This is a genomic window from Pseudonocardia ailaonensis, assembly GCF_039531635.1.
GTDB lineage: Bacteria > Actinomycetota > Actinomycetes > Mycobacteriales > Pseudonocardiaceae > Pseudonocardia > Pseudonocardia ailaonensis.
On record NZ_BAAAQK010000012.1, the window covers coordinates 299726 to 324257 of the forward strand.

The following is a 24532-nucleotide window of genomic DNA, read 5'->3' on the forward strand; positions in this document are numbered from 1 at the left end:
TCTCCCGTCCCGGGGAGCGGGGACGGGAGCCGACGATCGACTGTAGGAACGTCGACGACCCGCGTGTTGCCACGCTGAGAGGTCGGGCCGTCGCACGCGGTCACCGGAGCGCTGAGCGGCGGCCGGTTGCCCCGGACGTCGTCAGCCCGTGGGCCGAACGGCCCCGGAAACCCTCAAGACGCCGGCCACTCGGCGAGAGCGAGCCGGCTGTCGAAGCGGCGGACGTGCCCGGTGAGCGGGTCGGTGAACTCCAGCGTCCTCGCGAGCAGCTGCAGGGGGGTGGAGAAGTCGTCGAGCGGGGTCTCGCGCAGGTCCGGGTAGAAGTCGTCGCCGACGATCGGGATGCCGAGCCCGGCCAGGTGCAGCCGCAGCTGGTGGGTGCGCCCCGTGAGCGGGCCGAGCCGGTAGCGGCCGAGCGCGCCGCGCTGCTCCACCAGCTCCACGTGCGACTCCGCGTTGGGCTCGCCCGGCACCTCGTAGGCGCGGATCACCCCGCGCTCCTTCACGATCCGGCTCCGGACCGTGCGCGGCAGCTCCAGCGCGGGATCGACCGGGGCCACGGCCTCGTAGACCTTGCGGACCCGCCGGTCGCGGAACAGCGTCTGGTAGCGCCCGCGCAGCTCGGGCCGCACCACGAACAGCACCAGCCCGGCGGTCACCCGGTCCAGCCGGTGCGCGGGGGAGAGCTGCGGCAGCCCGAGATCGCGGCGCAGCCGCACCAGCGCCGTCTCCACGATGTGCCGCCCGCGCGGGATCGTGGCCAGGAAATGGGGCTTGTCCACGACCAGGATGTCGTCGTCGCGGTGCACGATCCCGATCTCGAACGGGACCGGCACCTCCTCGGGCAGGTCGCGGTGGAACCACACGAACGACCCCGGGACGAACGGCGCGTCCACCCCGAGCGGGCCGTCGAGCCCCACCATGCGCCCCTCGCGCAGCATCTCCGTGATCCGCTCGGGCTCCACCCGGGGCAGCCGCTCGACGAGGTGCTCGTGCAGCGTCCGCCACGGGCCCGAGTCCGGGGTGCGCAGCCGCACCGGGTCCAGCCCGTGCCGCTGGGGGAGCGGGGAGCGGAGACGGGAGCGGGCCACGACACGCAGCGTATCTCCCGGTCAGAGGCTTGCACTGGACGCCGTGGGGCAGAGCGATACCCTGGGGACGTGTACCCGCGGCGCCGCAGAGGGCGACGTCGGCCCGATCGGGAGGGAAGTACACCGAGATCATCTCCATGAGCAAGGACGGCGACACCGGCCGGATCGCGGCCGGAATCGGGGGCGGGTCGATCGACCCGTCCACCGCCTCCGCGCCCGTCCGGGCCCCGGCCTCCACGCCGCGACCACCGGCCGCGCCCCGCGCGGTCTCCCTCAGCGAGCGCCTGCTCGACGGCTCGTCGGTGGGTGTCCTCGCCTGCGACGGCCGCGGCATCGTCCGCCAGGCCAACGCGGCAGCCCGGCGGCTGGTGCCGGGGCTGCGCGAGGGCGAGCTGCCACCGAGGGAGCTGGCCGCGCTCGACTCCGGCGCCGGCCAGATCGCCGGCCGTGCCCTGACCGCGCGCCGCCAGGACCTGCCCGACGGCTGGACCGCCTGGCACGTCGAGGACGTCACCGAGCACCGTCGCCGGCTCGACAACCTGCTGGCGGAGCGGGCCCGCTCGCGCTTCCTGGCCACCGCCAGCCGGCGGCTCGGGCTCTCCCTGCACCCCGGGCGGACCGCGAAGGCGGTCGTCGAGCTGGCGTCCTCCGAGCTGGCGGACGCCGCCGTGGTCGTGCTGCCGATCCGGGCCGGGGTGTCCGAGTGGTACGCCTGTGACGGCGACCGGGTCACCCGCAGCGGCCGGGCCGACGCGGCGGACATGCCCGGTGAGCTGCGGGACGCGCTCGCCGGTCTCTCCACCGGGCCGCGGCCCCTGCTGGCCGAGGACCTCGCCGGCCAGCCCTGGGCCGCGACCGGGAGCGGACGGCCCGCGGCGGCACTCATCTCGCTGCCCGGCAACGGCGTCCCCGCGGGCGCCCTCGTGCTCCTGCGCGAGGAGGCCGACGCGGTCGCGGCCGGGATCCTCGACGAGGCGCTCGCCGAGGAGTTCGCCCAGCGCTCCGGGCTCGCCCTCGCCGCGGCCTCGCTCTACGCCAACCAGGCCGGCACCGCCGCCGTCCTCAAGCGGAGCCTGCAGCAGCCCGAGCTGCCGCGGGTGGCCGGGATGTCCTTCGGCGCCGCCTACCGGCCCGCCGAGGAGGGCCTGCTGATCGGCGGCGACTTCTACGACGTGCACGCCGGCGGGCCCGCGGACGGGTCCGGCGACGGCGAGGCGATGTTCGTCCTGGGCGACGTGTGCGGCAAGGGCGTGCACGCCGCCGTGAGCACCGGGCAGCTCCGGCAGTCCATCCAGGCGCTGCGCCGGCTCGACCGCGATCCGCTCACGCTCCTGCGGCTGCTCAACGAGACGATGCTCGACGCGGCCGATCCGGACGCCGACCCGGCCTTCGCCACCGTCGTGCTGGGCACGGCCGTGCCGACCGCGGACGGCGGCCTCGAGCTGCTGCTCGCCGGCGGTGGACACCTGTCCCCGCTCGTCGTGCGCGCGGACGGGGTGGAGGAGATCGAGATCGGCGGCATGCTGGTCGGCGCCGTCCCGTCCGCCCGGTTCACCAGCCGCACGGTCCGCCTCGCCCCCGGCGAGGCCTGCGTGCTCTACACGGACGGCATCAGCGAGGCCCGCGGCGGCGTCGGCGGTCACGAGACCCTCGGCGAGGAGCGGCTGGCCGCGCTGCTGGCCGGCAGCCACGTGATGCCCGCCGCGGCGATCGCCGAGCGGGTGGAGCAGCACACCACCCGCTGGCTCGCCTCCGGGGCCCACGACGACATCGCGGTCCTGGTCATCCAGGCACCCCTGCCGCGCGCCACCCCCGAGCGCGCCCCCGGGCAGCGCCACCTGCACTCCGTGCGCACCCGGACGCCCGACCCCGATCCCGCCGCAGAGGAGCGTGCGTGACCTCCCCTCCCTCCGTCCCCGCCGACCTGCTCCCCGCCGCGTACGCGGACTTCCTCGACGCCCTGGGTGTCGCGGACGAGGACGCCGCCGTCGGCATCGCCCTGGATCTCCTCGACGCCGGGGTGCCGCCACCCCGCGTGCTGCTGGACCTGGTGGGACGCAGCCAGGAGGAGGTGGGGCTGCGCTGGCAGCGGGGCAGCTGGAGCGTGGCGCAGGAGCACGCCGCTACCGCGGTCAACGAGCGGGTCGTGGCGGCACTGGGCCGGCGCACCCCGCCCGGGAGCCGCGGCCATGTCGTGCTCGCCTGCCTGGACGGCGAGTGGCACGCGCTGCCCGGCCGGCTCGTGGCCGAGGTCCTGCGGCTCGCGGGCTGGACGGTGACCTTCCTGGGCGCGAGCGTCCCGGCCGGGGAGCTGGTGGCGTACCTGCACCAGCACGGCCCGGACGTGGTCGCGGTCAGCTGTGCGCTGCCCGTGCACCTGCCCGCCGCGCACCGCACGATCGTCGCCGCGCAGCGCACCGGCACCCCGGTCCTCGCCGGCGGCCCCGGCTTCGGGGCGGACGGCCGCTGGGCCCGCAAGCTGGGCGTGGACGCCTGGGCCCCGGACGCGCGCGAGGCCGTCCGGCTGCTCGACGAGCTGCCCTGGCCCGAGCCCGAACCGGACCAGGTCGGCGACGACGGCCCCGGTGCCGAGTACGCCGGCCTCCGGGAACGGCGCAGCACCCTGGTGGCGGCGGCCCTGCGCGCCCTCGACGGCCGCACCGCGCTCGGCTCGACCGGCGGCGACCTCGGTGCCGGCCTGGACGCCGGGCTGGAGGACGACCTCACCCAGACCGTCGACTTCCTCGCGGCCGCGGTCTACCTCTCCGATCCCGAGGTCTTCACCGGGTACCTCGGCTGGCTCGCCGCGCTGCTGACCGAGCGCGGGGCGGGCTTCGACGGGATCCACGCGGTCCTCACCGAGTTCGACGGCGGCCTGCACGACTTCCCCTTCGCCCAGGAGTGCCTGGCCCGCGGCTCCGCGCTGGTGCGGGAGCAGGTCGCGGGGGCCTCCGCATGAGCGCCACCACCGGGGACGCCCGGCCGGTGCCGCTGCGGATCGAGGCGCACGCCGCGGACGGGCACACCACGCTCGTGCTCGTCGGCGACCTGACGTACGGCACCGCCGCGGCTCTGGAGGAGCACGTGCGCGCCGCCGCCGGGGCGCCGGACCTGGTGGTCGACGTGGCCCGGCTGCGGTTCTGCGACTCCGCCGGGCTGGCCGCGCTGATCGGCCTGCAGCGCCGCGCCGCGCGCCGCAACGGCACCGTGACGCTCGCCGGGGTGACCGACGGGCTGCGCCGCGTGCTGCGCCTGACCGGTGCCGAGGTGCTGTTCACCCTGTGCCCCGCGGTCGCCGCCCGGGACGAGGGGGAAGCGGCGGCGGGCCGCCACGGCGAACCCGCCTGACTCACTTCTTCCTGGCCCGGCGCATGGCCCGGCGCACCGTGCCCCGCTCGCCCCCGGTCGTCGGGAAACGGCCTTCCGCGAACTCCGCGTACTCCGGGGTGCCCGCGCCGACCAGCGCGAGGCGGCCCGCACCGTCCGCGTGCAGGCCCCAGCCGTAGCGCCGGCCCAGGTCCGAGGCCCGCAGGCAGGGCTGGGGCTTCGCGAAGAACTCCGCCCGCGCCGCAGCCCGCTCCTCCTCCGGGATGCCGCGCCGCTCCGCGTGCACCCCGAACAGCACGTCCCCCGAGGTCAGCTCGTACGGCCGGCCGGCGAGCATCCGGAAGCTCAGCGACGCGATCGTCGGCCTCGCGTCGGGCGGCACGGTGCCCTCCGGGACCGGGCAGTCCTCGGACACGGCGATGAACGTATCGACGTAGTCGACGCTCTCCAGCTGCATGCCCGGGACGGTAGACCCGACCCCCGACAGAATCCGGTCAGAACGGGATGAGCGGGACCACGACCGTCCGCAGGAGCAGCACGCCGACGAACACGGCGAGGAACGCCAGGTCCAGCGACACCGCGCCGAGCCGCACCGGTCCGAGCACCCTCCGCACGGGCGCGATGACGGGCTCGGTGATGCCGTGGGTGATGCGGCGGGCCTGGTAGAGCCCGCTGCCGCCGGTACCGGGCGACAGCACCCCGACCCAGTCCACGACCATGCGGGCGACCAGGACCAGCTGGAACAGCACGAGCAGCAGGCCGAGCAGGGTGGCGATCACGACGTTCTCCTCTCGTTACCTCCCCGAGTGTCCGGTTCGCAGGTGAGAGGGGGCTGAGAGTTTCCTGTCGGTCCCCCCTTCTAAGGTCGGGGGCATGACGGTCGGCTCCATCGTGTCGCCCGCGGCCGACGCCACGGCCCGGGCCCGCTGGCGCGCCCTCGCGCTCACCGACCCGATCTCCCGGCTCGTCCGCAACGCGGCGCACGCCGGGATCGACGACGAGCTGTTCGACCTGCGCCAGCTGGCCCTGGCCGCGGTGGACGTGGTGGTCGGGTCGATGGGCTTCGCCCGCGAGGCCACGCTGGAGGAGGTCGCGGACGATCTCACGGCGCTGGCCGCCCGGATGCGGCCGGACCGTGCGGGCCAGGCGCGGGACGTCGCTCAGGTCGTGCTCAAGGGGCTGCTCAACGAGGCGCACGAGCACCGCCGCTTCACCTACTGGTTCGCCGATCTCGCCGGGCCCGAGGTCGTCCGCGAGCCCTACGCCTTCCGGCTGCTGTCGCTGCGCGAGGCGGAGTACGGCCCGGTGCTCACCGCGTCGGACCAGGCGATCACCCTGTTCCTGCACGGGCTGGACGTCGATCTCGAGGACGCTGACCGGGCGCTGGCCCACGTCCTGCAGCGCCAGCTCGACGACCGGCGGTTCGACGCCGCCGTCCGCACCGCGGCGCAGGCCGAGCGCACCTCGGTCGGGATCGCGGCCACGCTCTCCGAGCTGCTCGACGCCACCCGACGGGACGTCGGCTCCCACGACTGGCTGGTCGACGTGCCGGAGCGGCTGACCATCGCCCGCCGCCACGTCGAGGAGCGGATCGGCGAGGACGACCGGTTCCTGGAGCACGTGCAGAGCGGGCTCGACGCGGGAGACTCGGCGACGAGCCCCGACGTGCGGGCCGCGTCCGGCCGGATCGTGGACCTGCTCGGGCGGGTCCGGCAGGTGCATCTCGACCTGGAACGACGGCTCGTCGGCGCCCGGGAGGTCTTCCTGACCGCGCAGGTGCGGCAGCGGCTGGCGAAGCGCCGCCGGCTGCGCATGCTGTCGCTGGGGGAGGACGTGCTGCGCCCGACCCTGGAGCTGCCGCGCGAGCAGGCGGCGGAGGCGGCGTCGGCCTTCGCGGACAGGGCGCTCGGGATCAGCGTGCCCCGGCTCGTCCGGTTCGACGACCTCGTGGACCAGCTGTGGGCGCCGCCGCGGCAGCGCGAGACCGTCGAGCCGGTCGCCGAGGAGTCCGGGCTGGAGGAGATCGCGGAGGAGGACGTCCAGCGGTACCCGCAGGCCGTCGTCGACGCCGCCCGCGGGGTCCTCGACGGCGCGCGCGCCGGGTCCGCCCGGCTGTCCGACCTGCTCGACGGGTGCGCGAGCGACGAGATCGCGGAGCTGGTGCTCCTCACCGCCCTGTGGGCGTTCGCGCCCGATCCCGCCGCGGACTCCGAGGAACCGGACAGCGCGGACGGATCTGCGGAGCTGGCCGCCGGCCTCGTCGCGGAGGACGACGGCACCCGCCTCGACCACCGGCTCGCGCGCGGCCGGAACCTGGTGCTGCGGGCCGTACCCGCTGCCGTCCCGGACACGGAACTGGAGCTCGTGGGTGAGTAACGGTGAGTAACGGTGAGTAACTCAGTCGCCGCCGACCTCACGGAGGTCCGGGCGGCCGCCGAGCTGGTGGGGTTCGGCCTGCAGCGCCGCTCCCGCCCGGTCGAGGGCAGCGACTACCGCGCCCTGCTCGACCGGTACCGCTCCGAGCTGCGGTTCCGGGACGTCGTCGACACCCTGGCGGAGGGCCTGGGCCTGGAGGTGCTCGGCACCCCGCGCTCCGGGATCGTGCTCGCCCCCGATCCGGGCGGAGCGTTCGCCACCCGCCTCGCCGACCTGCGGACCATGGACCAGGCGGAGCGGTTGGTGTTCGGTCTCGTGCTGATCGGCATCGCGGCCTACGCGTACCCGCAGGACGTCGACTTCGACGATCCCGAGACCAAGCTGGTCGACGTGGTGAAGGTCGACGAGTTCCTCCGCGCGGCCATCGACACCCTCACGGCCCAGGAGGGCGCGGAGGGCACGCCGGAGGAGCGCGCCCGCGCCGCTGCCGAGGTTTATGCCGACATGCCCCAGCTGATCACCACGTCCACCGGCCGGCGCGGCCGCGGCTGCACCCTCAAGGCGATCGAGGACGCGCTGGGCTGGCTCGTGGACCAGGGCGCGGCCCGCGAGGCCGGCACCCTGGGCCCGGACGTGTACCACCTCACGGACCGGTTCCGGCTGCTCGTCGCGGACTCGGCCGGCGGGGCGGCGCTCGACGCGCTGCGCGAGCTCCGGAGCGTCTCGTGAGCGCCCCCGTCATGTGGAAGATGTCGCGCGTCCGGCTGGACCGCGTGGGCCCGACGGCGGCCCGGTTCCTCGACGTCACCCTCGATTTCACGGACGAGCGGGACGGCCATCCGCTCGACTCGATCCTCTGGCTGCGCAACGGCGGCGGGAAGTCGACCGTCCTGTCGCTGATCTGCGCGTTGATCCGGCCGCGGCGCACGGACTTCCTCGCCACCCAGGCCACCGGCAAGCACCTCGAGGACTACGTGCTCGGGGCGGACACGGCCCACGTCGTCGTCGAGTGGTCGGGGCCGGAGGGGCGGCGCCTGGTCACCGGCGCGGTCCACGAGTGGGCGGACCGGGCCCAGCCCGCGGACCCCAACCGCGACCACGACCGGCTCACCTCCCGCTGGTACCTGTTCACGCCGCAGGCCGGCCGCGCCGAGCTGGACCTGCTGCCGTTCGAGCTCGACGGGAGACCCGCGCCGCAGAAGGAGTTCCTGGCCGCGTTGCGCGGCTGGGACGCCGTCCCGAAGGCCGGCGTCGCGATCACCGACGGGCAGGACCGCTGGTCGCGGCTGCTCGACGAGCAGGGCCTCGATCCGGCGATCTTCACCGCGCTGCTGCAGATGAACGCCACCGAGGGCGGCATCGAGGGGCAGTTCCAGTTCCGCAACGCGGACCAGTTCGTGCGGTACCTGCTGGAGCTGATCGTCGATCCCGAGGTGCCGGGGCAGGTCTCGGCGATCCTGGAACGGGTGCGCGCGGGCCTCGCGGAGCGGCCGGAGCTGCTGGCGGACCTGGCGTTCGCCACGGAGGCGGTGCCGCGGCTGCGGGCCCTCGCCGAGGGCCGCGGCGGCCTCGAGGAGGCCGAGGCGGCGGAGCGGGCGCTCCAGGCGCGGGCGACCGGGCTGGCCGGGGCGATCGCGGCGTCGCTGCAGCGGGCCCGCGCCGAGGAGGCCGAGCACGCGGACCGCCAGGAGGAGCTGTCGACGCAGGTCACCGAGCTGCGCGGGCGAGCAGCCGGGACCGAGGAACGGGAGCGGGCGCTGCGCGGCGTCGCGGCCCGGCACCGGCTCGCCGTCGCGCGCACCGAGCTCGACCGTGCACGGGACACGCAGGACGCCGCCCGGGCAACCGCCGCCGCCTGGCGCGGCGTCGTCGAGGTGCTGCGCCTGCGCGGCGCCCGGGCCCGCGTGCGCTCGCTGGAGGAGCAGCTCGCGGCTGCCGAGGAGGACGCGGAGCCGTTGCGGCGCAAGCTCGCCGAGGCCGCGGCCCGCTACGCCCGCGCGCTCGACGGCGTCCTCGCCGAACAGGCCGAGCAGGCAGGGGAACTGGCCTCGCGGTCGACCGAGGCCCAGGAACGGGCGGAGGATGCTCGCGAGCGCACCCGCGCGGCGACCATCGTGCACGGCAGGCTCGACGGGGAGCTCGCGGCGCTGCGCGGCGTGCTCGCCGAGCTGGACTCCGGCATCGCCGCCGCCCGGGCCGCGGGGCACGTGGAGGCGGACGAGGAGGTCGGGAGCGCGGTCGAGCGGCACCGGGCCGCGGACGGCGAGGCCGCCGTCGAGCTCGGCCGGCTCGTCGAGGAGCGCGCCGGCCTGCGGGAACGCCGCGAGGAGCTGCGCGCCGCCGCCGACGGGCTGGCCGCCGAGCGGCGTACCGCGCAGGAGCGTGGGCGGGCCGCCGCGGAGCGCGCCGCGGCGCTGCGGGAGCGGGTGACCGAGCTGGCCGGGGACGACCGGCTGCGCGCCCTGACCGGCGGCGACGAGCTCGATCCGGTGGTCGAGGCCGGAGATCTGGACGAGCTGCTCACCGCGTCGGTCGCGCGCGCCGAGAGGCAGCGGGTGGAGCTGGCGGTCGAGGGTGCCGAGGACGAGCGGGCGCTCGCCGCGCTGGCCGCGTCCGGTCTGCTGCCGCCGACCCTGGACCTGGCCCGCGCGCAGGAGGCCGTCGAGGCCGCCGGTATCCCGGTGACGACGGGCTGGCGGTACCTCGCGGACTCGGTGCCGGCGGGGGAGCACACCGCGGTCATGCGGGCTGCGGCCGCCCTGGCCGCGGGCCTGCTGGTGCACTCGGCGGACGATCTCGTCCGCGCGCGGACCGCGGTCGAGGACACGGGCCTGCGGCCCACGACGGCGCTGGTGCTGGCGACCACGGCCGATCTCGAGGCGGCGCGGGGCCCGGGCGCCCTGAACGGTTCGGAGCGGCCCGCGGTGCCGTACACGCTGATCCACCCCGCAGCCGCCCTCACCGACCCTGCCGCGGGCGGCTCCGAGACCGCCGCGCGCGAGCAGGCCCGGGCCGGCCGGGTCAGTGCGGACGCCGGGCTCCGCGCCGCCCGGGACCGGGACGAGGACCTGCGCCGTCGCGTGCGGGCGCTGCGTGCGGACTGCCCGCCCGGCACCGTCGAGGGCCTCGACGCCGAGGTCGCCGGGGCCCGGGAGACCGAGGCCCGCGCGACGGTCGACGCCGAGCGTGTTGCGGCCGAGCTCCAGTCCGTCGACGAGCGCGAACAGGAGTGCGAGACCCGTCGCGAGGCGGCCGAGGGGATCCGCCGCGAGGCCGGTGTGGCGGTCGCGATCCTGGCGGGCCTGGCCGAACGCCTGGCCGGGGCCGAGCCCTCCCGGGAACGCGCGCGGGCCCTGCCGGCGGAGATCGATGCCGCCCGCGCGGACATCACCCGCGGCGAGTCGGAGGAGGAGGCCGCCCGTCGCGAGGCCCGTGAGGCCGAGGACCGCGCAGCGACCCTGCGCCGCGCCGGTGCGGCCCTGCGCGAGGCACGGGACGGGCTGGACGTGCCCGCCGCCGACCTGGAGACCGCGGCGGAAGTTCCGCTCGACGAGGCCCGCCGGGCCCACGACAGCGCGGCGAGCGCCTACGCCCGCGAGGTCTCCGACTCCGCGCTGGCCGCCGCGCTCGACGAGGCCCGGCGCGCCGTCGAGGGGCCCGCACAGCAGGTCGCGGCCCTCCCCGCCGCGGTCGTCGACGCGGCCACCGCGCTGGCAGGGGGACCCGAGGCCGTCGACGCGGAGGCCCGGGCCGCCGCCCTGGCCCGCGCCGAGACGGCCGTGGGCGCCGCGGACGAGGCCGTCGGCGCCGCCCGCTCGGCCGTCCACCTCGCCGAGGACGAGGCCGGCCGCTACCCGCAGGGCGGGCCGCTGCCCGATCCCGTCCCGGCGGACGCGGCGACGGCGCTGGCCCTCGCGGCGGAGGCGGCCGAGGAGCTCGTCGAGCAGCGGGCCGCCACCGAGCGGGCCCGCACCGAGCACGAGAAGGCAGGTGGCCTGCGGGCGGAGGCGCGCGAGCGGGCGTCCGAGCTGGGCCACCAGGGACAGCTGCTGGGTATCGAGGCTCCCGAGGACGAGGCGCCGGACCGGGTCGTCGACGTGGAGGATGCGAAGGCCGAGGTCGCGGCGGTCCGCGCGCGGCTCGACGCCGCCGGCACCGCCGTCCGGCGCGGACGCGGCGTCGTCGAGAAGGTCGCCCGCGAGATCGTGGTGTGGTCCGCCGCGGACCGGTTCGCCGCGGTGAAGGCCGCGGTGCGGGATCGGTTCCGGGTCACCGACGTCGCCGGCGAGCTGGGCCCGGAGGCCGAGTCGCTGGCCGGTGAGCTGGAGACGTACGCGACCAACCTGCAGGGCCGGCTGGAGGAGCTGGAGGAGCACAAGTCCGTCGTGGTCACGGCGATGACCGGGATGGTCCGTCAGGCGCTGAAGTCCCTGGCCCGGGCGCAGTCGCTGTCGGAGCTGCCGGAGAGCCTGGGGGCCTGGGCCGGGCACCGGTTCCTCGACGTCGGGCCCCGCTCGGCCGTCGAGACCGCCGACGTCGTGGTCCGGGACCGGTGCGCCCGCCTCGTCGACCTCCTGACCTCCCGCGGCGCCGAGGTCCCGCGCGGCCAGGAGCTGCTCTGGCAGGCCACGAACGCCGTGGTCGGGGACGGGAACTGGCGGGCCCGGGTGCTCAAGCCCTCCACCGCGCTCGCCGTGGAGCGGGTCTCGGTCGAGCGGATGCGGAAGTGGTCCGGCGGCGAGAAGGTGACGATCTCGCTGTTGCTGTTCTGCATGGTCGCCAAGCTGCGCGCCACCAGCCGCGGCCGCGACCTGCCCGGCCTCGGCGCCCTGCCGCTGGACAACCCGCTCGGCAAGGCCAACTACGTCGTGTTCCTGGACCTGCAGCGCAAGGTCGCGGCCGCCAACGGCGTCCAGCTGATCTTCCTGACGGGCGTGGGGGACATGAAGGCGGTCGGCCGCTTCCCGAACATCATCCGGCTCCGCAACAGCGCGAACCGGGGCCGGGAGTACGTCCGGATCGCGGACCGCACGCAGGCCGGGGACGACCCGTCGGGCGCGGTCGACAGCACCCGCCTGCACCGCGACGACCCGGTCCTCACCCTGCTGTGACGCTGTCCAGGCTCGCCACCCACCTCGCCGAGACGATCCGGACGTCTCGGCGGGTGTGGGTGCCGATGGAGGATCTGCGCCGCGCGGCGGTCGACTCCGACTCCAGCTTGATCGCCGCACCGGACCAACGCCACCGACTGCGCGACGCACTCGAGGAGCTGCGCGACGCCGGCCTGGCGATCCTCCCCTCGGAGTCGGGCAGGTCCTGGGAGCGCATCCCACACCCTCCACTACCGCTTCGGGTGGCCCGTCCGGTCGGGCCCCGGGACCCGCGCCCCGCTCTGCAGCCGCCCGGCCGGGGTTGGCACCATCGCCTGAGCTGGGTCCCGAGGTTCCTCACTACCCTGCGCCCGCCTCCGACGGGGAACGAGATGCTGCTTCTCTCCGGTGTCCAGGACATGCTGAGGGAGGAGGCCGCGACCCACGACGTGCCCACCGCCGAGCGGTCGTTGCACCTGCTCGGGGACGAGAAACTGCTCGACCGCATGCTCACCGGCAGGCTCTTCACCCGGGGTGGCCTCTCCACCGAGCTGCTGCGCACGCGACAGGTGGGGCGCCCCGTCACCACCGGGACCATCGGGCCCGGACCGGTGACGCTGATCGTCGAGAACGTCGCGACCTACGACTCGCTGTCCCGCACGCTGCCCCGGGACGGCAGCGGTGCGGTCGGCCGGCTCGTCTTCGGGCAGGGCAACGACCTGCGCAGTGCGCTTGCGGCCCTTGCCGCCGAGCCCGTCCCGCCGCGGGACCTGCGCTACTTCGGAGACCTCGACCCAGCGGGCGTCCGGATCCCCACCCGTTCGGTCACCGTCGCGGCCGGGCTCGGGCTGCCGCCCCTCGAGCCGGCAGCGCGCCTGTACGCCCTGCTGCTCGACGTCGGCATCCCGCAACCCGGTCGGAAGGCGGACGTCGACCTGTCCTGGTTGCCGGGTGATCTCCGCCCGCGGGTCGCGGCGCTCTTCGCGGCGGGGGAGAGGCTGGCACAGGAATGGGTGGGTCTGGAGGAACTGGCCGCGTGCGATCTGACCGACGTGTAACCGAGGGGCGGTGTCACGGCGCTGCGGTCAGCCGGTCCGGGGCGCGGAGGGCATCCTCCAGCACGAGCCTCGCCGCGCCGCGGACCGCGGCGGACCCGTCCGCGTCGGAGGCGATCACCCGGGGCGGGTCGGGGTGCAGCGAGCGGTTCCGCAGCTCGCCGGCGAGGGCCGGGCCGAGGACGTCGGCGAGCTCCGCGTAGTCGCCGCCGAGGACGATCGTCGGGACGTCGAGCAGGTTGACCACGGACGCCACCGCCACGCCCAGCGCGGACCCGGCCCGCCGCACCGCGGCCGTCGCGCGGCGTTCCCCCAGATCCAGGGCGTGCCGGAGGGCGTCGACGTCGGGGAGACCGGCGTCCCTCAGCAGGGCGCCCCGCCCGGCGTACTGCTCGACGCAGCCCCGCCCGCCGCACCCGCACCGCGGCCCGTCCCGCTCGATCACGACGTGCCCCAGCTCGCCGGCGAGCCCGCGCGCCCCGCGGAAGACCCGTCCGCCGATCACCACCCCGCCCCCGAGCCCGATCCCGGCCGAGAGGTACACGAAGTCGGGGGCGAGGCCGAGGTGGGCGAGGGCGCCCAGCGTCGCCTCGTTCTCCACCGAGACGGGGACGCCGAGGGCAGCCGCGAGCACGGGCCCGGGCCGGGTGCCGGTGAGGAGCGGGAGGTTCGGCGCCCGCAGCACGACGCCCCCACCGCGGCGGATCCCACCCGCGGCACCGATCCCACCCGCAGTCCCGGACCCGGCTGCGGTACCGGACCCGGCACCGCTCCCCGGCTCGCCCAGCAGCCCCGGCACCGCCACCCCCGCCCCGAGAACCGGGCGACCGAGAGCCGCCCGCACCTGCGCCGCCAGCTCCCCGGCCCGTGCCAGGATCGCGGCGGCGGGCAGTTGCCGGTTGTCGCCCTCGACCCGCTCCAGCGCGACGACCCGCCCGCCGAGATCCACCCCGGCGACGGTGAGCGCGTCGACGTCGATCGCCACCCCCAGCGCCACCGGCCCCCGCTCGTGGAACCGCAGCGGCCGCGAGGGCCGCCCCACCCCACGTGGCACGGCGAGCTCCTCGGCCAGCACACCGCCGTCGAGCAGCGGTTCGACGAGCGTCGCGACGGTCGCGCGGGTCAGCCCGGTCCGCGCCGCCAGCTCGGCCCGTGACAGCGGCCCGCCGCGGAGCGCGCCGAGCACCAGCCCGAGATTGTGCCGCCGCAGCGCCCCGGGCCCGGCCGGCAGCCCCGCCGCCGTCACCGGCCCCCCACCCCGGCTCCGCACTGCACTCGGGGGCTCCGCACCCGGGGGCTCATTCGACGTGGTCCAGATGCTTGTGCGTCGCCTCCGTGTACCGCTCCCACAGACCTTCCGTCTCCGGGCCGGAGTACACCGTCGAGGCGCCGCCCGCCGTCCACTCCGGCAGGGATCCGGTCAGCGCCCAGGCCGCCTGCCGGGCGGCGCCGTCGGCCACGTACTCGCCGGGCTCGGGCACCGTCACGGGCACCCCGAAGACCGTCGGCGCGATCTGCCGCACCGCCTCGGAGCGGGCGGCCCCGCCGACCAGCCGCACACCCGTCACCCGCACGCCGGCGGACTCCAGGGCCGCGATCCCGCCCCGCTGCCCGCAGAGCATCCCCTCGATCGCCGCCCGGGCGAGGTGGGCGGGGGTCGAGGTCGCCAGGGTCAGGCCGTGGATCGCGCCGGTGGCGTGCGGCAGGTTCGGCGTGCGCTCACCCTCCAGGTACGGGACGAGCGTGAGCCCGGCCGAGCCGGGAGGCGCCGACAGCGCGAGCCCGGACAGTGCGGCGTGGTCCACGCCGAGCAGATGCTCCGCGGCGGCGAGCACCCGCGCGGCGTTCAGCGTCACCACCAGGGGGAGGAAGGCGCCCGTCGCGTCGGCGAACCCCGCGATCGTGCCGGTGGGGTCCGCGGCCTGCCGGTCACCCCGCGCGGACACGACCCCCGAGGTCCCCAGCGACACCACGACGTCGTCGTCCGCCCCGAGCCCGAGGGCCGCGCCGGCGTTGTCCCCGGCCCCCGCACCCAGCAGACATCCCGGCCCGGGGATCGACTCCGCGGGCCCGAGGACCCGGGGGAGGACGACGTCGTCGCGCCCGAACGCCGCCCGAAGCAGGTCGCGCCGGTAGTCCCCGGAGCGGGCGTCGAAGTAGCCGGTGCCGGAGGCGTCCGAGCGGTCGGTCACGAGATCGTCGAGCGACGGGGAGCCGGAGAGCTTCCAGGTCAGCCAGTCGTGCGGCAGGCAGACCGCGGCGACCCGGGCGGCGTGATCGGGCTCGTGCGAGGCCAGCCACCGCAGCTTCGTCACGGTGATCGACGCGACCGGCACGGTGCCCACCGCGTCCGCCCAGGCCTGCGCGCCGATCTCGTCGACGAGATCGGCCGCGGCCTCGGCCGAGCGGGTGTCGTTCCACAGCAGCGCGGGCCGCACCACCTCGCCGTCCGCATCGAGGCAGACCATCCCGTGCTGCTGCCCGGCGACGCTCACCGCCTCCACATCGGACAGCCCACCGGCCTGCTCGAGGGCCGCGGAGAGGGCCTCCCACCAGCGGTCGGGGTGGACCTCGGTGCCGTCGGGATGCGGCGCCCGGCCCTCGCGGACGAGCTCCCCGGACGCCGCGTCGCGGACCACGACCTTGCAGGACTGGGTGGACGAGTCGATCCCCGCAACCAACATGGATCTCACCGTGCCATGAGCCGCGCCCCGGCGAGATGCTCCAGCGCGAGCTGGTGCAGCCGGACGAAGCCGTAGCCGCGTTCGCCCGCCCTGTCCGGATCGAGCTCCTCGGCGCGCAGGTCGGCCAGGGACTCACCGGGGGCCAGCGTCGGCTCCGACAGGGCGTCGACGCCGGCGTACCGCCGCGCCTCCTGCACCTCCGGATCCGCCCGGAACGCCGCCGCCCGCTCGCGCAGCAGCAGGTAGGTGCGCATGTTGGCGCTCGCGGAGTCCCACACCCCGGCCATGTCCTCGGTGCGCGAGGGCTTGTAGTCGAAGTGTCGGGGGCCGTCGTAGCCGGCGGTCTCCAGGAGATCGACGAGCGCGAACGCGTTCAGCAGGTCGCCGTGCCCGAACACCAGGTCCTGGTCGTACTTGATCCCGCGCTGCCCGTTGAGGTCGATGTGGAAGAGCTTCCCGGCCCACAGCGCCTGCGCGATGCCGTGGACGAAGTTCAGCCCGGCCATCTGCTCGTGCCCGACCTCGGGATTGACGCCGACCAGCTCCGGATGCGCCAGCCGCTCGATGAACGCCAGCGCGTGCCCGACCGTCGGCAGCAGGATGTCGCCGCGCGGCTCGTTGGGCTTGGGCTCCAGCGCGAACCGCAGGTCGACGCCCTGGTCGAGGACGTAGCCGCACAGCAGGTCCATCGCCTCGCGGTAGCGGTCCAGTGCCGCCCGCACGTCCTTCGCCGAGTCGTACTCGCTGCCCTCGCGCCCGCCCCACAGCACGAACGTCCGCGCCCCGAGCTCGGCCGCCAGGTCGATGTTGCGCAGCACCTTCCGCAGCGCGAACCGCCGCACCGACCGGTCGTTGCTGGTGAACCCGCCGTCCTTGAAGACGGGATGGGTGAACAGGTTCGTCGTGATCATCGGGACGGTCGTGCCGGTCTCGTCCAGCGCACCGCGCAGCCGGGCGATCTGCCGGTCGCGGGTCGCCGTGTCGGCGCCGAACGGGATCAGGTCGTCGTCGTGGAAGGTCAGCCCCCAGGCGCCGCGCTCGGCCAGCCGGTGCACGGCCTCGACGACGTCGAGCGGGGGTCGGGTGGCGTCGCCGAAGGGGTCGCGGGCCTGCCAGCCCACGGTCCACAGCCCGAAGGAGAAGCGGTCGGCCGGCGTCGGGTGCATGGCGACTCCCCATTAAGTCAGGACCTGAACTAATTCGGACCGTAGCATCCGGTGCGTGCGACGGGTACTGGTCACAGGTGCGGCGGGACGGATCGGGCGGATGCTGCGGGAGCGGCTGACCGGCTACGACCTCCGGCTGCTGGACATCGAGCCGATCGAGGGCGGGATCACCGCGAGCGTCACCGACCTGGACGCGATGGTCGCGGCCTGCGAGGGCGTCGACGCCGTGGTGCACCTCGGCGGCATCTCCGGGGAGGACGCCTGGGAGCGGATCCGGGACGTCAACATCGAGGGCACCTACTGCGTCTTCGAGGCGGCGCGACGGGCCGGGGTCGGCCGGGTGGTCCACGCGTCGAGCAACCACGCCGTCGGCTTCCACGAGAACTCTCCCGAGGCACCGGACGACCTGGCCCCACGCCCGGACACCTACTACGGCGTCAGCAAGGTCCTCGGCGAGGCACTCGGCAGCCTGTACCACGACCGGCACGGCCTCGACGTGCTCTGCCTGCGGATCGGCAGCTGCTTCGACGCCCCGCACGACCTGCGCGGCCTCTCGACCTGGCTCTCCCCGGGCGACGTCACCCGCCTGGTCGACGCCGCCCTGACCTGCGAGAACCCCGGCTTCCGCACGGTATGGGGGATCAGCGCCAACACCCGCCGCTTCTGGTCCCTCGACGGCGGCAGGGCGATCGGCTACCACCCCCAGGACGACGCCGAACAGTTCGCCGACCAGCTGTCCCCGGGCGACCCGACCAAGGACGAAGCAGGCCGACGCTACGTCGGCGGCCCCTTCACCCTCTGACCGACCGGAACGTCACATTCAGCCTCCCGGCTCTGCTCAATGGCGGCTCCGCCCGCGGGCCGACTCGCGGAAGGAACGACCCCAAGCCCGCGAGTCGGCACTTTTCGTAAGCCGAAACGCACATCTGCGACGTCCCCGGGCGGCGTCGTCCGGCCGCGAGGGAGCGCGCCTCTGCCGGGGAGCGCAGGCAGGCGCGGCTACAGCGCCATCGCGTCGGTCCAGAGCCGCGCGGACCGTCCCGTGAGGACGTCGAGCAGCGCGCCCGCCTGCGCGTCCGTCAGCGACGCCACGTAGTCGATCACCGCCCGCCCCCGCGCCAGGTCGGCGACCTCCGCGGCCGGGACCACGCCGTCGTCGGCCAGCACCGCGAACTCACCCCGGGCCAGCTCGACGAGATCGTGCAGGCGGGGCGGGAGCGACGGGGCCTGCGGGGACCGGGCGTCGACGAGCCACTCGTGCAGCGCCCCGACCAGCCCGGTGACGACCGTGGCCTGTCCCCGTTGGTGGGAGGCCAGGTCGGCGCGACGCAGCACGAACTGCTGGTGGACGAACTTCAGCACCGCCACCTCGTGCCACTGCGCCTCGCCGAGTACCACGTGGGCCGCGCGGACCGGGGGATCGGTGAGCACGCGGATCCCGCCGACGAGCCGCGAGGTCCAGCGCGCCGAGAACTCCGCGACCGCGCGTTCGGCCGCCATCGAGCCGTCGAAGGGCGTGGCGAGCAGGCCGTCGACCAGCTCCGCGCGGACCCGGGCGACTGCGGCGGCGAAGGCGTCGTCGGAGTAGATCCAGTCGTCGCGCTCGGCCATCCGACGGCGCAGGCGCTCGAGCGCGGCGCCCGGGCCGGCCTCCGGGCTCCCGGCCAGCGCCCATCCCCGCAGCTCGGCGGCCACCCCGGCCTGCTGGAGGACGCCGACGCGGTGGAAGTCCTCGACGTCGTGGATGGCGTAGGCGATGTCGTCCGCGGTGTCCATCACGGACGCCTCGACGGTCTGCTGCCACGGCCCCACCGGGAACGGCTCCCGCGCGGCGACCAGCTCGCCGATCTCCGTGCGGTAGGCGGAGAACTTCCCGGTCGCGCCCCGGGGTGCGGGCGAGGCGTCGGCGGGGTGCGGGTCCGGGTAGCCGTGCCGCGCCCACGGGTACTTGAGGACGGCCGCCCGCACCGCCGCCGTCAGCCCCAGGCCGGTCCGGCCGGGGCCGTGCAGGTCGATCGTCGTGACGATCCGGAAGCTCTGGGCGTTGCCCTCGAAGCCGTCGGTGAGGCCGAGGCGCTCCCGGGCGATCCGGTCGAGCACCTGCTCGCCGAGGTGCCCGAAGGGCGGATGGCCGAGATCGTGGGCGAGCGCGGCGGCCTCCACGACATCCGGATCGCACCCACCCAGCTTGTCGACGGCGTCGGCGAACTCCTCGTCGAGATGCTCGGCGATGGCCCGCGCGACCTGCGCGACCTGCAGGGAGTGGGTGAGCCGGTTGTGCAGGAGCAATCCGGAGCCGTTGGGGCTCACGACCTGGGTCACGCCGGCGAGGCGCGCGAAGAAGGGGGAGGCCGCGATCCGGTCGCGGTCCACCCGGAACGGCGACGCCGCCAGCCCGGCCCCGGTCTCCGCCGCCCCCGCGGCCCGCCCCGCCCGCCCGTCGTTCATGCGCGGCAGGCTATCCGCCCCCACCCGGCGATGAGCGAACGGCGCGCTCGCTCAGGAGGTGTGAGCGAGCGGGCGTCGCGGGCGTGTGTCTCGGCCTCCGAAAAGTGCCGACTCGCGGAAGCGGCGGCCCCCTCTCCGCGAGTCGGCACTTTCGGTAGTGCGAGCCGCACGTCTGCAACGTGGCGAGCCACGCCCGCGAGCCACGCCCGCGACCCGCACGGGCTCAGACCCGGCTCGCGCGGACCTAGCCCCGACTCGCGCGGGCTCAGATCCCGACCCGCGCGGGCTCAGATCCCGACCCGCGCGGAGTCAGACCCCGACTCGCGGGTGGGGGCCGGGCCGGTGGGGTGCGGGCGGGTCGCGCGGACCAGCACCAGGACCAGGAGACCGCCCAGGATCCCGGCGGCGCCGGCGACCAGGTACCCCGTGTGCAGCCCGGCCGCGACGGCGGCGTGCACCTCGGGGGTCCGTGGCGCCTGCCCCGACACCACCGCCCCGACCAGCGCCGGGTTCGCGACGTGCCCCTCGACCGTCGTCCTGAAGACCAGCCCGAGGACCGCCACACCGAGGGCGTAGCCGAGCTGACGGGCGGTGTTGAGGGTGCCCGCGACCATGCCGCCGAGCTGCGGGGGGACGGCCGACATCGCCGCCGACGTCAGGGTAGGGATCGCGAGCCCCACCCCGATCCCGACGACGGCGAGCCCGGGCAGCAGGGCGAGGGCGCCGGAGTCCGCGCCGACCATCGACTGCAGCCAGCCGCCCGCGCCGATCAGGACCATGCCGATCCCGACCGTCCATCGCGGCGAGATGCCCTGCAGCACCCGCCCGGCCAGCGCGGACACCAGGAACGAGCACACCGCCATCGGCAGCAGCGCCACGCCCGCGGCGACCGGCGTCAGCCCGAGCACCCCCTGCAGCCAGACCGACGTGTAGGCCAGGATCGCGAACGCCGAGGCCATGAGCATCAGCCCGGCCGTGATCGTCGCGGAGAAGGAGGCCGAGCGGAACAGGCTCAGCTGCAGCAGCGGATGCTGCACCCGCCGCTCGATCAGCAGGAAGACGAGCAGCGCTACCCCGGCGAGCACCAGGAACGACCAGGTCCCGAAGGCCGACCAGCCGTGGTCGCCCGCCTGGATCAGCCCGTAGGTGAGCGAGCCGGCGAAAACCGTGAAGGCCAGGATGCCGGGGACGTCGATCCGCACGCCCGGGCGCCGGGTCTCGGCGCACACCAGGAGCGTCAGGACCACCGTGACCACGGTGACGGGCAGGTTGACCAGGAAGATCCACCGCCAGCCCGCGTGCTGGGTGAGCAGGCCGCCGACCAGCGGGCCGAGCGCGGAGCCGGCACCGTTCGTGGCCCCCCAGATGCCGAACGCGACGCCCCGGTCCCGGCCGGAGTAGGTCGCGTTGAGCATCGCCGTGGTCGTCGCGAACATGAGCGCGCCGCCGATGCCCTGCAGCCCCCGCGCCGTGATCAGCACGGACGCGGTCGGCGCGAGCCCGCAGGCCAGCGAGCCGAGGGCGAACAACACGAGCCCGACGACATAGGCCCGCCGGCGCCCGACGATGTCCGCGACCGAGCCGGCGCCGAGCAGCAGTGCCGCGAGCACCAGGGCGTAGACGTCGAGGACCCACTGCAGGTCCGTGAACGACGCCTGCAGGTCGGCGGCCATGTCGGGCAGCGCGACGGTCACGATCGTGACGTCGAGCAGCAGCATGAAGGAACCGAGACAGATGGCCACCAGGGGCCACCACCGAGAACGCATGCCGCAAGGATCGGTCCCTGATCAGCGCCCCGCGAATCCAGCGGCCGTTGTGCAAGAATCCGACACCGAAGGGGGATTCATGACGGAGATCGACGCCTTGGACCGTCGGATCATGCATGCACTGAACATCGACGGCCGGGCCCCCTTCTCCCGGATCGGCGAGGTGCTCGGGGTGTCGGACCGGACCGTCGCGCGGCGGTGGGCGCGGATGCGCGAGACGGACCGGGTGCGGCTGGTCGGCGCCGTCGGGGGTGCCGGGCTCGGCGGCGCGCAGTGGATCGTGCGGATGCGGTGCCGGCCGGGCAGCGCCGAGGAGGTCGCGCACGCGCTCGCCCGCCGCGAGGACACCCGGTGGGTGCAGCTGCTCTCCGGCGGCACCGAGATCAGCGCCAGCATCCAGGCCTGGTCACCCGAGGAGCGCGACGAGCTGATCCTGCAGCGCCTGCAGCGGACCGCCCAGATCCAGAGCGTCACCGCGCACAGCATCCTGCACGTGTTCGGCGGCGGGCCGGACGTCTTCCACGCCGTCGACGTCCTCACCCCGGACGAGATCGCCGCCCTGACGCCCGTCTTCCGCACCGAACCCGCCACCGGGATCACCGACGCGGACCGCCCGCTGCTGCGCGTGATGAACCGCGACGGCCGCGCCCCCTACGCCGAGCTCGCCGGCGCCACCGGCTGGTCCGAGTCCACGGTCGCCCGCCGGATCGAGGCCCTGCGGGCCGCCGGCCTGCTGTTCTTCGACTTCGACGTCGACGACCGTCTCCTCGGCTTCCACGCCCACACCCGGCTGTGGATCTCGGTCCCGCCCGCGCACCTGCTCGACGCGGGGCGGGCGATCGCGGCGCATCCCGAGGTGGCCTTCTGCGCCGCGACCACCGGCCGCGCCAACCTCACCGTCTCGGTCGTCTGCCGCGACGACGCCGACCTCTTCCGCTACCTCACCGAACGCATCGGCGCCCTGGCCGGCATCGGCGAGGTCGAGACGGGCCCCATCATGCGCACCGTCAAACGAGCCGGCGCCTACCCCTGAGCCCCCGTGAGTGGCGATAGTCGCTATGGCGACTATCGCCACTCACGACTGTCGAAAGCCGTGGGAGTCGTTCGTGTAGGAGGCATGAACACGAACCTGCTGCTCGAGAACCTCCGGCTCCCCGAGTCCCCGCGCTGGCACGCGGGCCGGCTCTGGTTCTGCCACTGGGGTGCCGACGAGATCGTCGCCGTGGACGCCGACGGCCGCGCCGAGGTCGTCCTCCACTCCCCGGAGATCGGCCCCCACACCATCGACTGGCTGCCCGACGGCCGCATGCTGATCGTCGCCCGCGGCGAGGCCTACGCCGGCCGGCTGCTGCGCGTCGAGCCGGACGGGTCGGTGGTCGTCCACGCCGACCTCCGCGAGCTCTCGGGCGGTTGGAACGAGATGGTGGTCGACGGGCGCGGCAACATCTACCTCAACGGCACCGACCTCGATCTCCTCGAGTTCTTCGCCGGCCGCGCCGAGTTCGTCCCCGGCGTGATCGCGCTGGTCACCCCGGACGGCGAGGTCCGGCAGGTCGCCGACGGCATCGAGTTCGGCAACGGCATGGTCGTCACCCCGGACAACCGCACCCTGGTCCTGGCCGACTCGTTCCCCGGCACGCTGGTGGCCTTCGACATCGCCGAGGACGGCGGCCTCTCGAACCGCCGGATCTGGGCCGAGGGTCTCATGCCCGACGGGATCACGATGGACGCCGAGGGCGCGATCTGGACGTCGTCGGCCGCGTTCGACCGGGGCGGCGAGGAGAAGGACTGCGTCCGCGTGGCCGAGGGCGGGACGATCCTCGATCGGATCCCGTTGGACCGCAGTGCGTTCGCCCTCATGCTCGGCGGCGACGACGGCCGCACGCTGCACGTCCTGATGGCGATCTGGAACCCGGCCGACCCGTGGGGCGACCGGACCGGCCAGGTCCGCACCGCCCGTGTCGGCGCCCCGCGCGTGGGCTGGCCGTCCCTGTGAGCGTGGAGCGGTGCTCTAGCACTGTTCCACGCTCACAGGGGGCTGAGCTGCACGGGGATGCCGCCGACGGGCACGGGGAGGGACGTGTTGTCCCAGCGTTGACGGCCCGGTTCGACGGTCCAGCGGAAGGTCCGCAGCATCTCGTGCAGGATCGCCGTGACCTCGAGCGTGCCGAAGTGCAGGCCGATGCACTTGTGCACCCCGCCGCCGAAGGGCACCCACGCGTCGCGCTCGACCGGTCCGTCGAAGCGGCCGGGATCGAACGCCTCCGGATCCGTCCAGCACTCGGGGTCGTAGTGGTTCACCGCCTGCGCGACCACCACCCGGGTCCCGGCAGGTACGAAGCGGCCCGCGACCTGGGTGTCCTTCACCGCCGTCCGCATCACGACGGGGACGGGCGCGTCCATCCGCAGCGCCTCGCGGACCACCCGGTCCAGTGTGGTCAGCGAACGCAGCTCGGCCACGCCGGGGGGTGCGTCGCCCAGCGCGAGGGACTCCGCCCGCGCCCTCTCCTGCCACTCGGGGTGGCGCCCCAGGTGGTACGCCGCCGACGCCGTCGCGACCGTGGACGTGTCGTGCGCGGCCATCATCAGGAAGATCATGTGGTTGACGACGTCGTCGTCGGAGAACCGCTCGCCCTCCGGCGTCACGGCGTGGCAGAGGGCGGAGAAGAGGTCGTCACCGGTGCCGGATCGCTTGGTGGGCAACGCCTCGCGGAACCAGCGTTCGAGGACCGCGCGACCGCGCAGGCCCTTCGACCAGCGCGTCCCCGGGATCGGGTACCGCACGAACGCGTTCGCGGCCCGCACGCAGTCGACGAAGGCGCGGTTGATCTCCGCGGCGCCCGAGAGTCGATGGTCGGCTCCGCCTCCGTCCCGATGGTCGGCTCTGCCTCCGCCGTCCATGAACACCCGGGTCGCCACGTCCAGCGTCATCGCCTTCAGCGCCGGGTACAACCGCATCGACCCCGACCACGTGGGGACGGTCCCGCGCACCACCGGCACCGTCTCGTCCACATAGGTCGCGATCCGGTCCGCGGTGAAGGCCTCCTGCATGATCCGGCGATGGGCCCTGTGCTCGTCGAAGTCGAGCAGCATCAGCCCACGGTGGAAGAAGCGATCGACGAGAACCCGCCAGCCCTCCTGCGAGAAGGCCTTGTCGCGGTTGGTGAGCACCTCGCGGGTGGCGGCCACCCCGCCGACGACGACCGCGCGCCCGGTCGGGCTGCGCATCCACCAGACCGGGCCGTAGTGCGCGGTGCGGCGGCGGGTGAGCTCGTGCCCGAACCGGACGTAGCCGAGCGCGTGGCCCAGCAGCGGCAGGCCGTCGTCGCCCGGGATCGGGAGCAGGCCCTCGGGGACCGGGCCGAGCGGCGTGCCGTCCCCGCCGGACGAGCGGTCGAGGAGCGCGGCGTCGAGACGCCCGGGCAGGGGGAGGGTCAGGGCGGACGAGTACCGCTCCCGTAGCGATGCCACCATGGGCCCGACGCTAGACACAATGAGCAAAGTGTCCAGATGCTTGACGGCTGCTGCT

The 24532-nt window shown here is 75.1% G+C and carries 19 protein-coding genes; 10 read left to right on the forward strand and 9 right to left on the reverse strand.

Annotation, left to right across the window (positions count from 1 at the left end):
• Positions 1–173 precede the first annotated feature (173 nt).
• On the reverse strand, positions 174–1091 hold the full coding sequence (locus ABD324_RS19980) for an RluA family pseudouridine synthase (protein WP_344419061.1): 918 nt from the start codon (positions 1089–1091) through the stop codon (positions 174–176).
• 137 nt (positions 1092–1228) lie between these two features.
• On the opposite strand from ABD324_RS19980, the gene ABD324_RS19985 reads away from it, so the two are divergent.
• From ABD324_RS19985 to ABD324_RS19995, 3 genes are read left to right on the forward strand one after another with little or no spacing between them, the layout of a single operon-like run.
• Positions 1229–2989 carry a PP2C family protein-serine/threonine phosphatase gene (locus ABD324_RS19985; RefSeq protein ID WP_344419064.1) on the forward strand — a complete coding sequence of 587 codons (1761 nt, stop codon included), beginning with the start codon at positions 1229–1231 and terminating at the stop codon, positions 2987–2989.
• Positions 2986–4050 (forward strand): cobalamin B12-binding domain-containing protein, encoded by a 1065-nt coding sequence (locus ABD324_RS19990; protein WP_344419067.1) that lies wholly within the window; start codon positions 2986–2988, stop codon positions 4048–4050. The genes ABD324_RS19985 and ABD324_RS19990 overlap by 4 nt, the downstream gene beginning before the upstream one ends.
• A complete protein-coding gene (locus tag ABD324_RS19995) occupies positions 4047–4439 on the forward strand; it encodes an STAS domain-containing protein (protein ID WP_344419070.1) in 393 nt (130 codons plus the stop codon). The genes ABD324_RS19990 and ABD324_RS19995 overlap by 4 nt, the downstream gene beginning before the upstream one ends.
• A 1-nt stretch (position 4440) precedes the next feature.
• On the opposite strand, the gene ABD324_RS20000 is transcribed toward ABD324_RS19995, so the two are convergent.
• Both ABD324_RS20000 and ABD324_RS20005 read right to left on the reverse strand, forming a co-directional pair.
• Positions 4441–4875, reverse strand: coding sequence for a DUF6157 family protein (locus ABD324_RS20000; RefSeq protein ID WP_344419073.1), 435 nt, complete (start codon positions 4873–4875; stop codon positions 4441–4443).
• Between the two features lie 37 nt (positions 4876–4912).
• Complete coding sequence (locus tag ABD324_RS20005; protein WP_344419076.1) at positions 4913–5197, reverse strand: YggT family protein; 285 nt, start codon at positions 5195–5197, stop codon at positions 4913–4915.
• A 94-nt stretch (positions 5198–5291) separates the two neighbouring features.
• Between ABD324_RS20005 and ABD324_RS20010 the strand changes: the two genes are divergently transcribed.
• From ABD324_RS20010 to ABD324_RS20025, 4 genes are all read left to right on the forward strand, one after another.
• Positions 5292–6794 carry a hypothetical protein gene (locus tag ABD324_RS20010; RefSeq protein WP_344419079.1) on the forward strand — a complete coding sequence of 501 codons (1503 nt, stop codon included), beginning with the start codon at positions 5292–5294 and terminating at the stop codon, positions 6792–6794.
• 12 nt (positions 6795–6806) lie between these two features.
• Positions 6807–7523: a hypothetical protein gene (locus tag ABD324_RS20015; protein WP_344419081.1), complete on the forward strand. Its 717-nt coding sequence runs from the start codon at positions 6807–6809 to the stop codon at positions 7521–7523.
• Positions 7520–11905 (forward strand): hypothetical protein, encoded by a 4386-nt coding sequence (locus tag ABD324_RS20020; protein ID WP_344419083.1) that lies wholly within the window; start codon positions 7520–7522, stop codon positions 11903–11905. Before ABD324_RS20015 ends, ABD324_RS20020 begins: the two co-directional genes overlap by 4 nt.
• A 371-nt stretch (positions 11906–12276) precedes the next feature.
• On the forward strand, positions 12277–12942 hold the full coding sequence (locus ABD324_RS20025) for a hypothetical protein (RefSeq protein ID WP_344419085.1): 666 nt from the start codon (positions 12277–12279) through the stop codon (positions 12940–12942).
• Between the two features lie 13 nt (positions 12943–12955).
• Here ABD324_RS20025 and ABD324_RS20030 read toward each other — a convergent pair whose 3' ends face one another.
• The 3 genes from ABD324_RS20030 to xylA are packed head-to-tail and all read right to left on the reverse strand — an operon-like array spanning position 12956 to position 16789.
• Positions 12956–14185: an ROK family protein gene (locus ABD324_RS20030; RefSeq protein WP_344419087.1), complete on the reverse strand. Its 1230-nt coding sequence runs from the start codon at positions 14183–14185 to the stop codon at positions 12956–12958.
• Positions 14186–14237: 52 nt separating this feature from the next.
• Complete coding sequence (gene xylB / locus ABD324_RS20035) at positions 14238–15623, reverse strand: xylulokinase (RefSeq protein WP_344419089.1); 1386 nt, start codon at positions 15621–15623, stop codon at positions 14238–14240.
• A gap of 5 nt (positions 15624–15628) precedes the next feature.
• Positions 15629–16789: a xylose isomerase gene (gene xylA / locus ABD324_RS20040; RefSeq protein ID WP_344419092.1), complete on the reverse strand. Its 1161-nt coding sequence runs from the start codon at positions 16787–16789 to the stop codon at positions 15629–15631.
• 55 nt (positions 16790–16844) lie between these two features.
• Here xylA and ABD324_RS20045 point away from each other — a divergent pair, with 55 nt between their 5' ends.
• Complete coding sequence (locus ABD324_RS20045) at positions 16845–17591, forward strand: NAD-dependent epimerase/dehydratase family protein (RefSeq protein ID WP_344419095.1); 747 nt, start codon at positions 16845–16847, stop codon at positions 17589–17591.
• 197 nt (positions 17592–17788) lie between these two features.
• Here the strand turns inward: ABD324_RS20045 and ABD324_RS20050 are convergent, their stop codons facing one another.
• Together ABD324_RS20050 and ABD324_RS20055 are read right to left on the reverse strand one after the other, a co-directional pair.
• Complete coding sequence (locus ABD324_RS20050) at positions 17789–19237, reverse strand: deoxyguanosinetriphosphate triphosphohydrolase family protein (RefSeq protein WP_344419098.1); 1449 nt, start codon at positions 19235–19237, stop codon at positions 17789–17791.
• A 287-nt stretch (positions 19238–19524) separates the two neighbouring features.
• Positions 19525–21003 (reverse strand): MFS transporter, encoded by a 1479-nt coding sequence (locus tag ABD324_RS20055; RefSeq protein ID WP_344419101.1) that lies wholly within the window; start codon positions 21001–21003, stop codon positions 19525–19527.
• Between the two features lie 79 nt (positions 21004–21082).
• On the opposite strand from ABD324_RS20055, the gene ABD324_RS20060 reads away from it, so the two are divergent.
• Complete coding sequence (locus ABD324_RS20060; protein ID WP_344419103.1) at positions 21083–22036, forward strand: Lrp/AsnC family transcriptional regulator; 954 nt, start codon at positions 21083–21085, stop codon at positions 22034–22036.
• 84 nt (positions 22037–22120) lie between these two features.
• Positions 22121–22999, forward strand: a complete 879-nt coding sequence (locus ABD324_RS20065; protein ID WP_344419106.1) for an SMP-30/gluconolactonase/LRE family protein — start codon at positions 22121–22123, stop codon at positions 22997–22999.
• A gap of 32 nt (positions 23000–23031) precedes the next feature.
• Here the strand turns inward: ABD324_RS20065 and ABD324_RS20070 are convergent, their stop codons facing one another.
• Complete coding sequence (locus ABD324_RS20070; RefSeq protein ID WP_344419108.1) at positions 23032–24477, reverse strand: cytochrome P450; 1446 nt, start codon at positions 24475–24477, stop codon at positions 23032–23034.
• Positions 24478–24532: the final 55 nt, after the last annotated feature.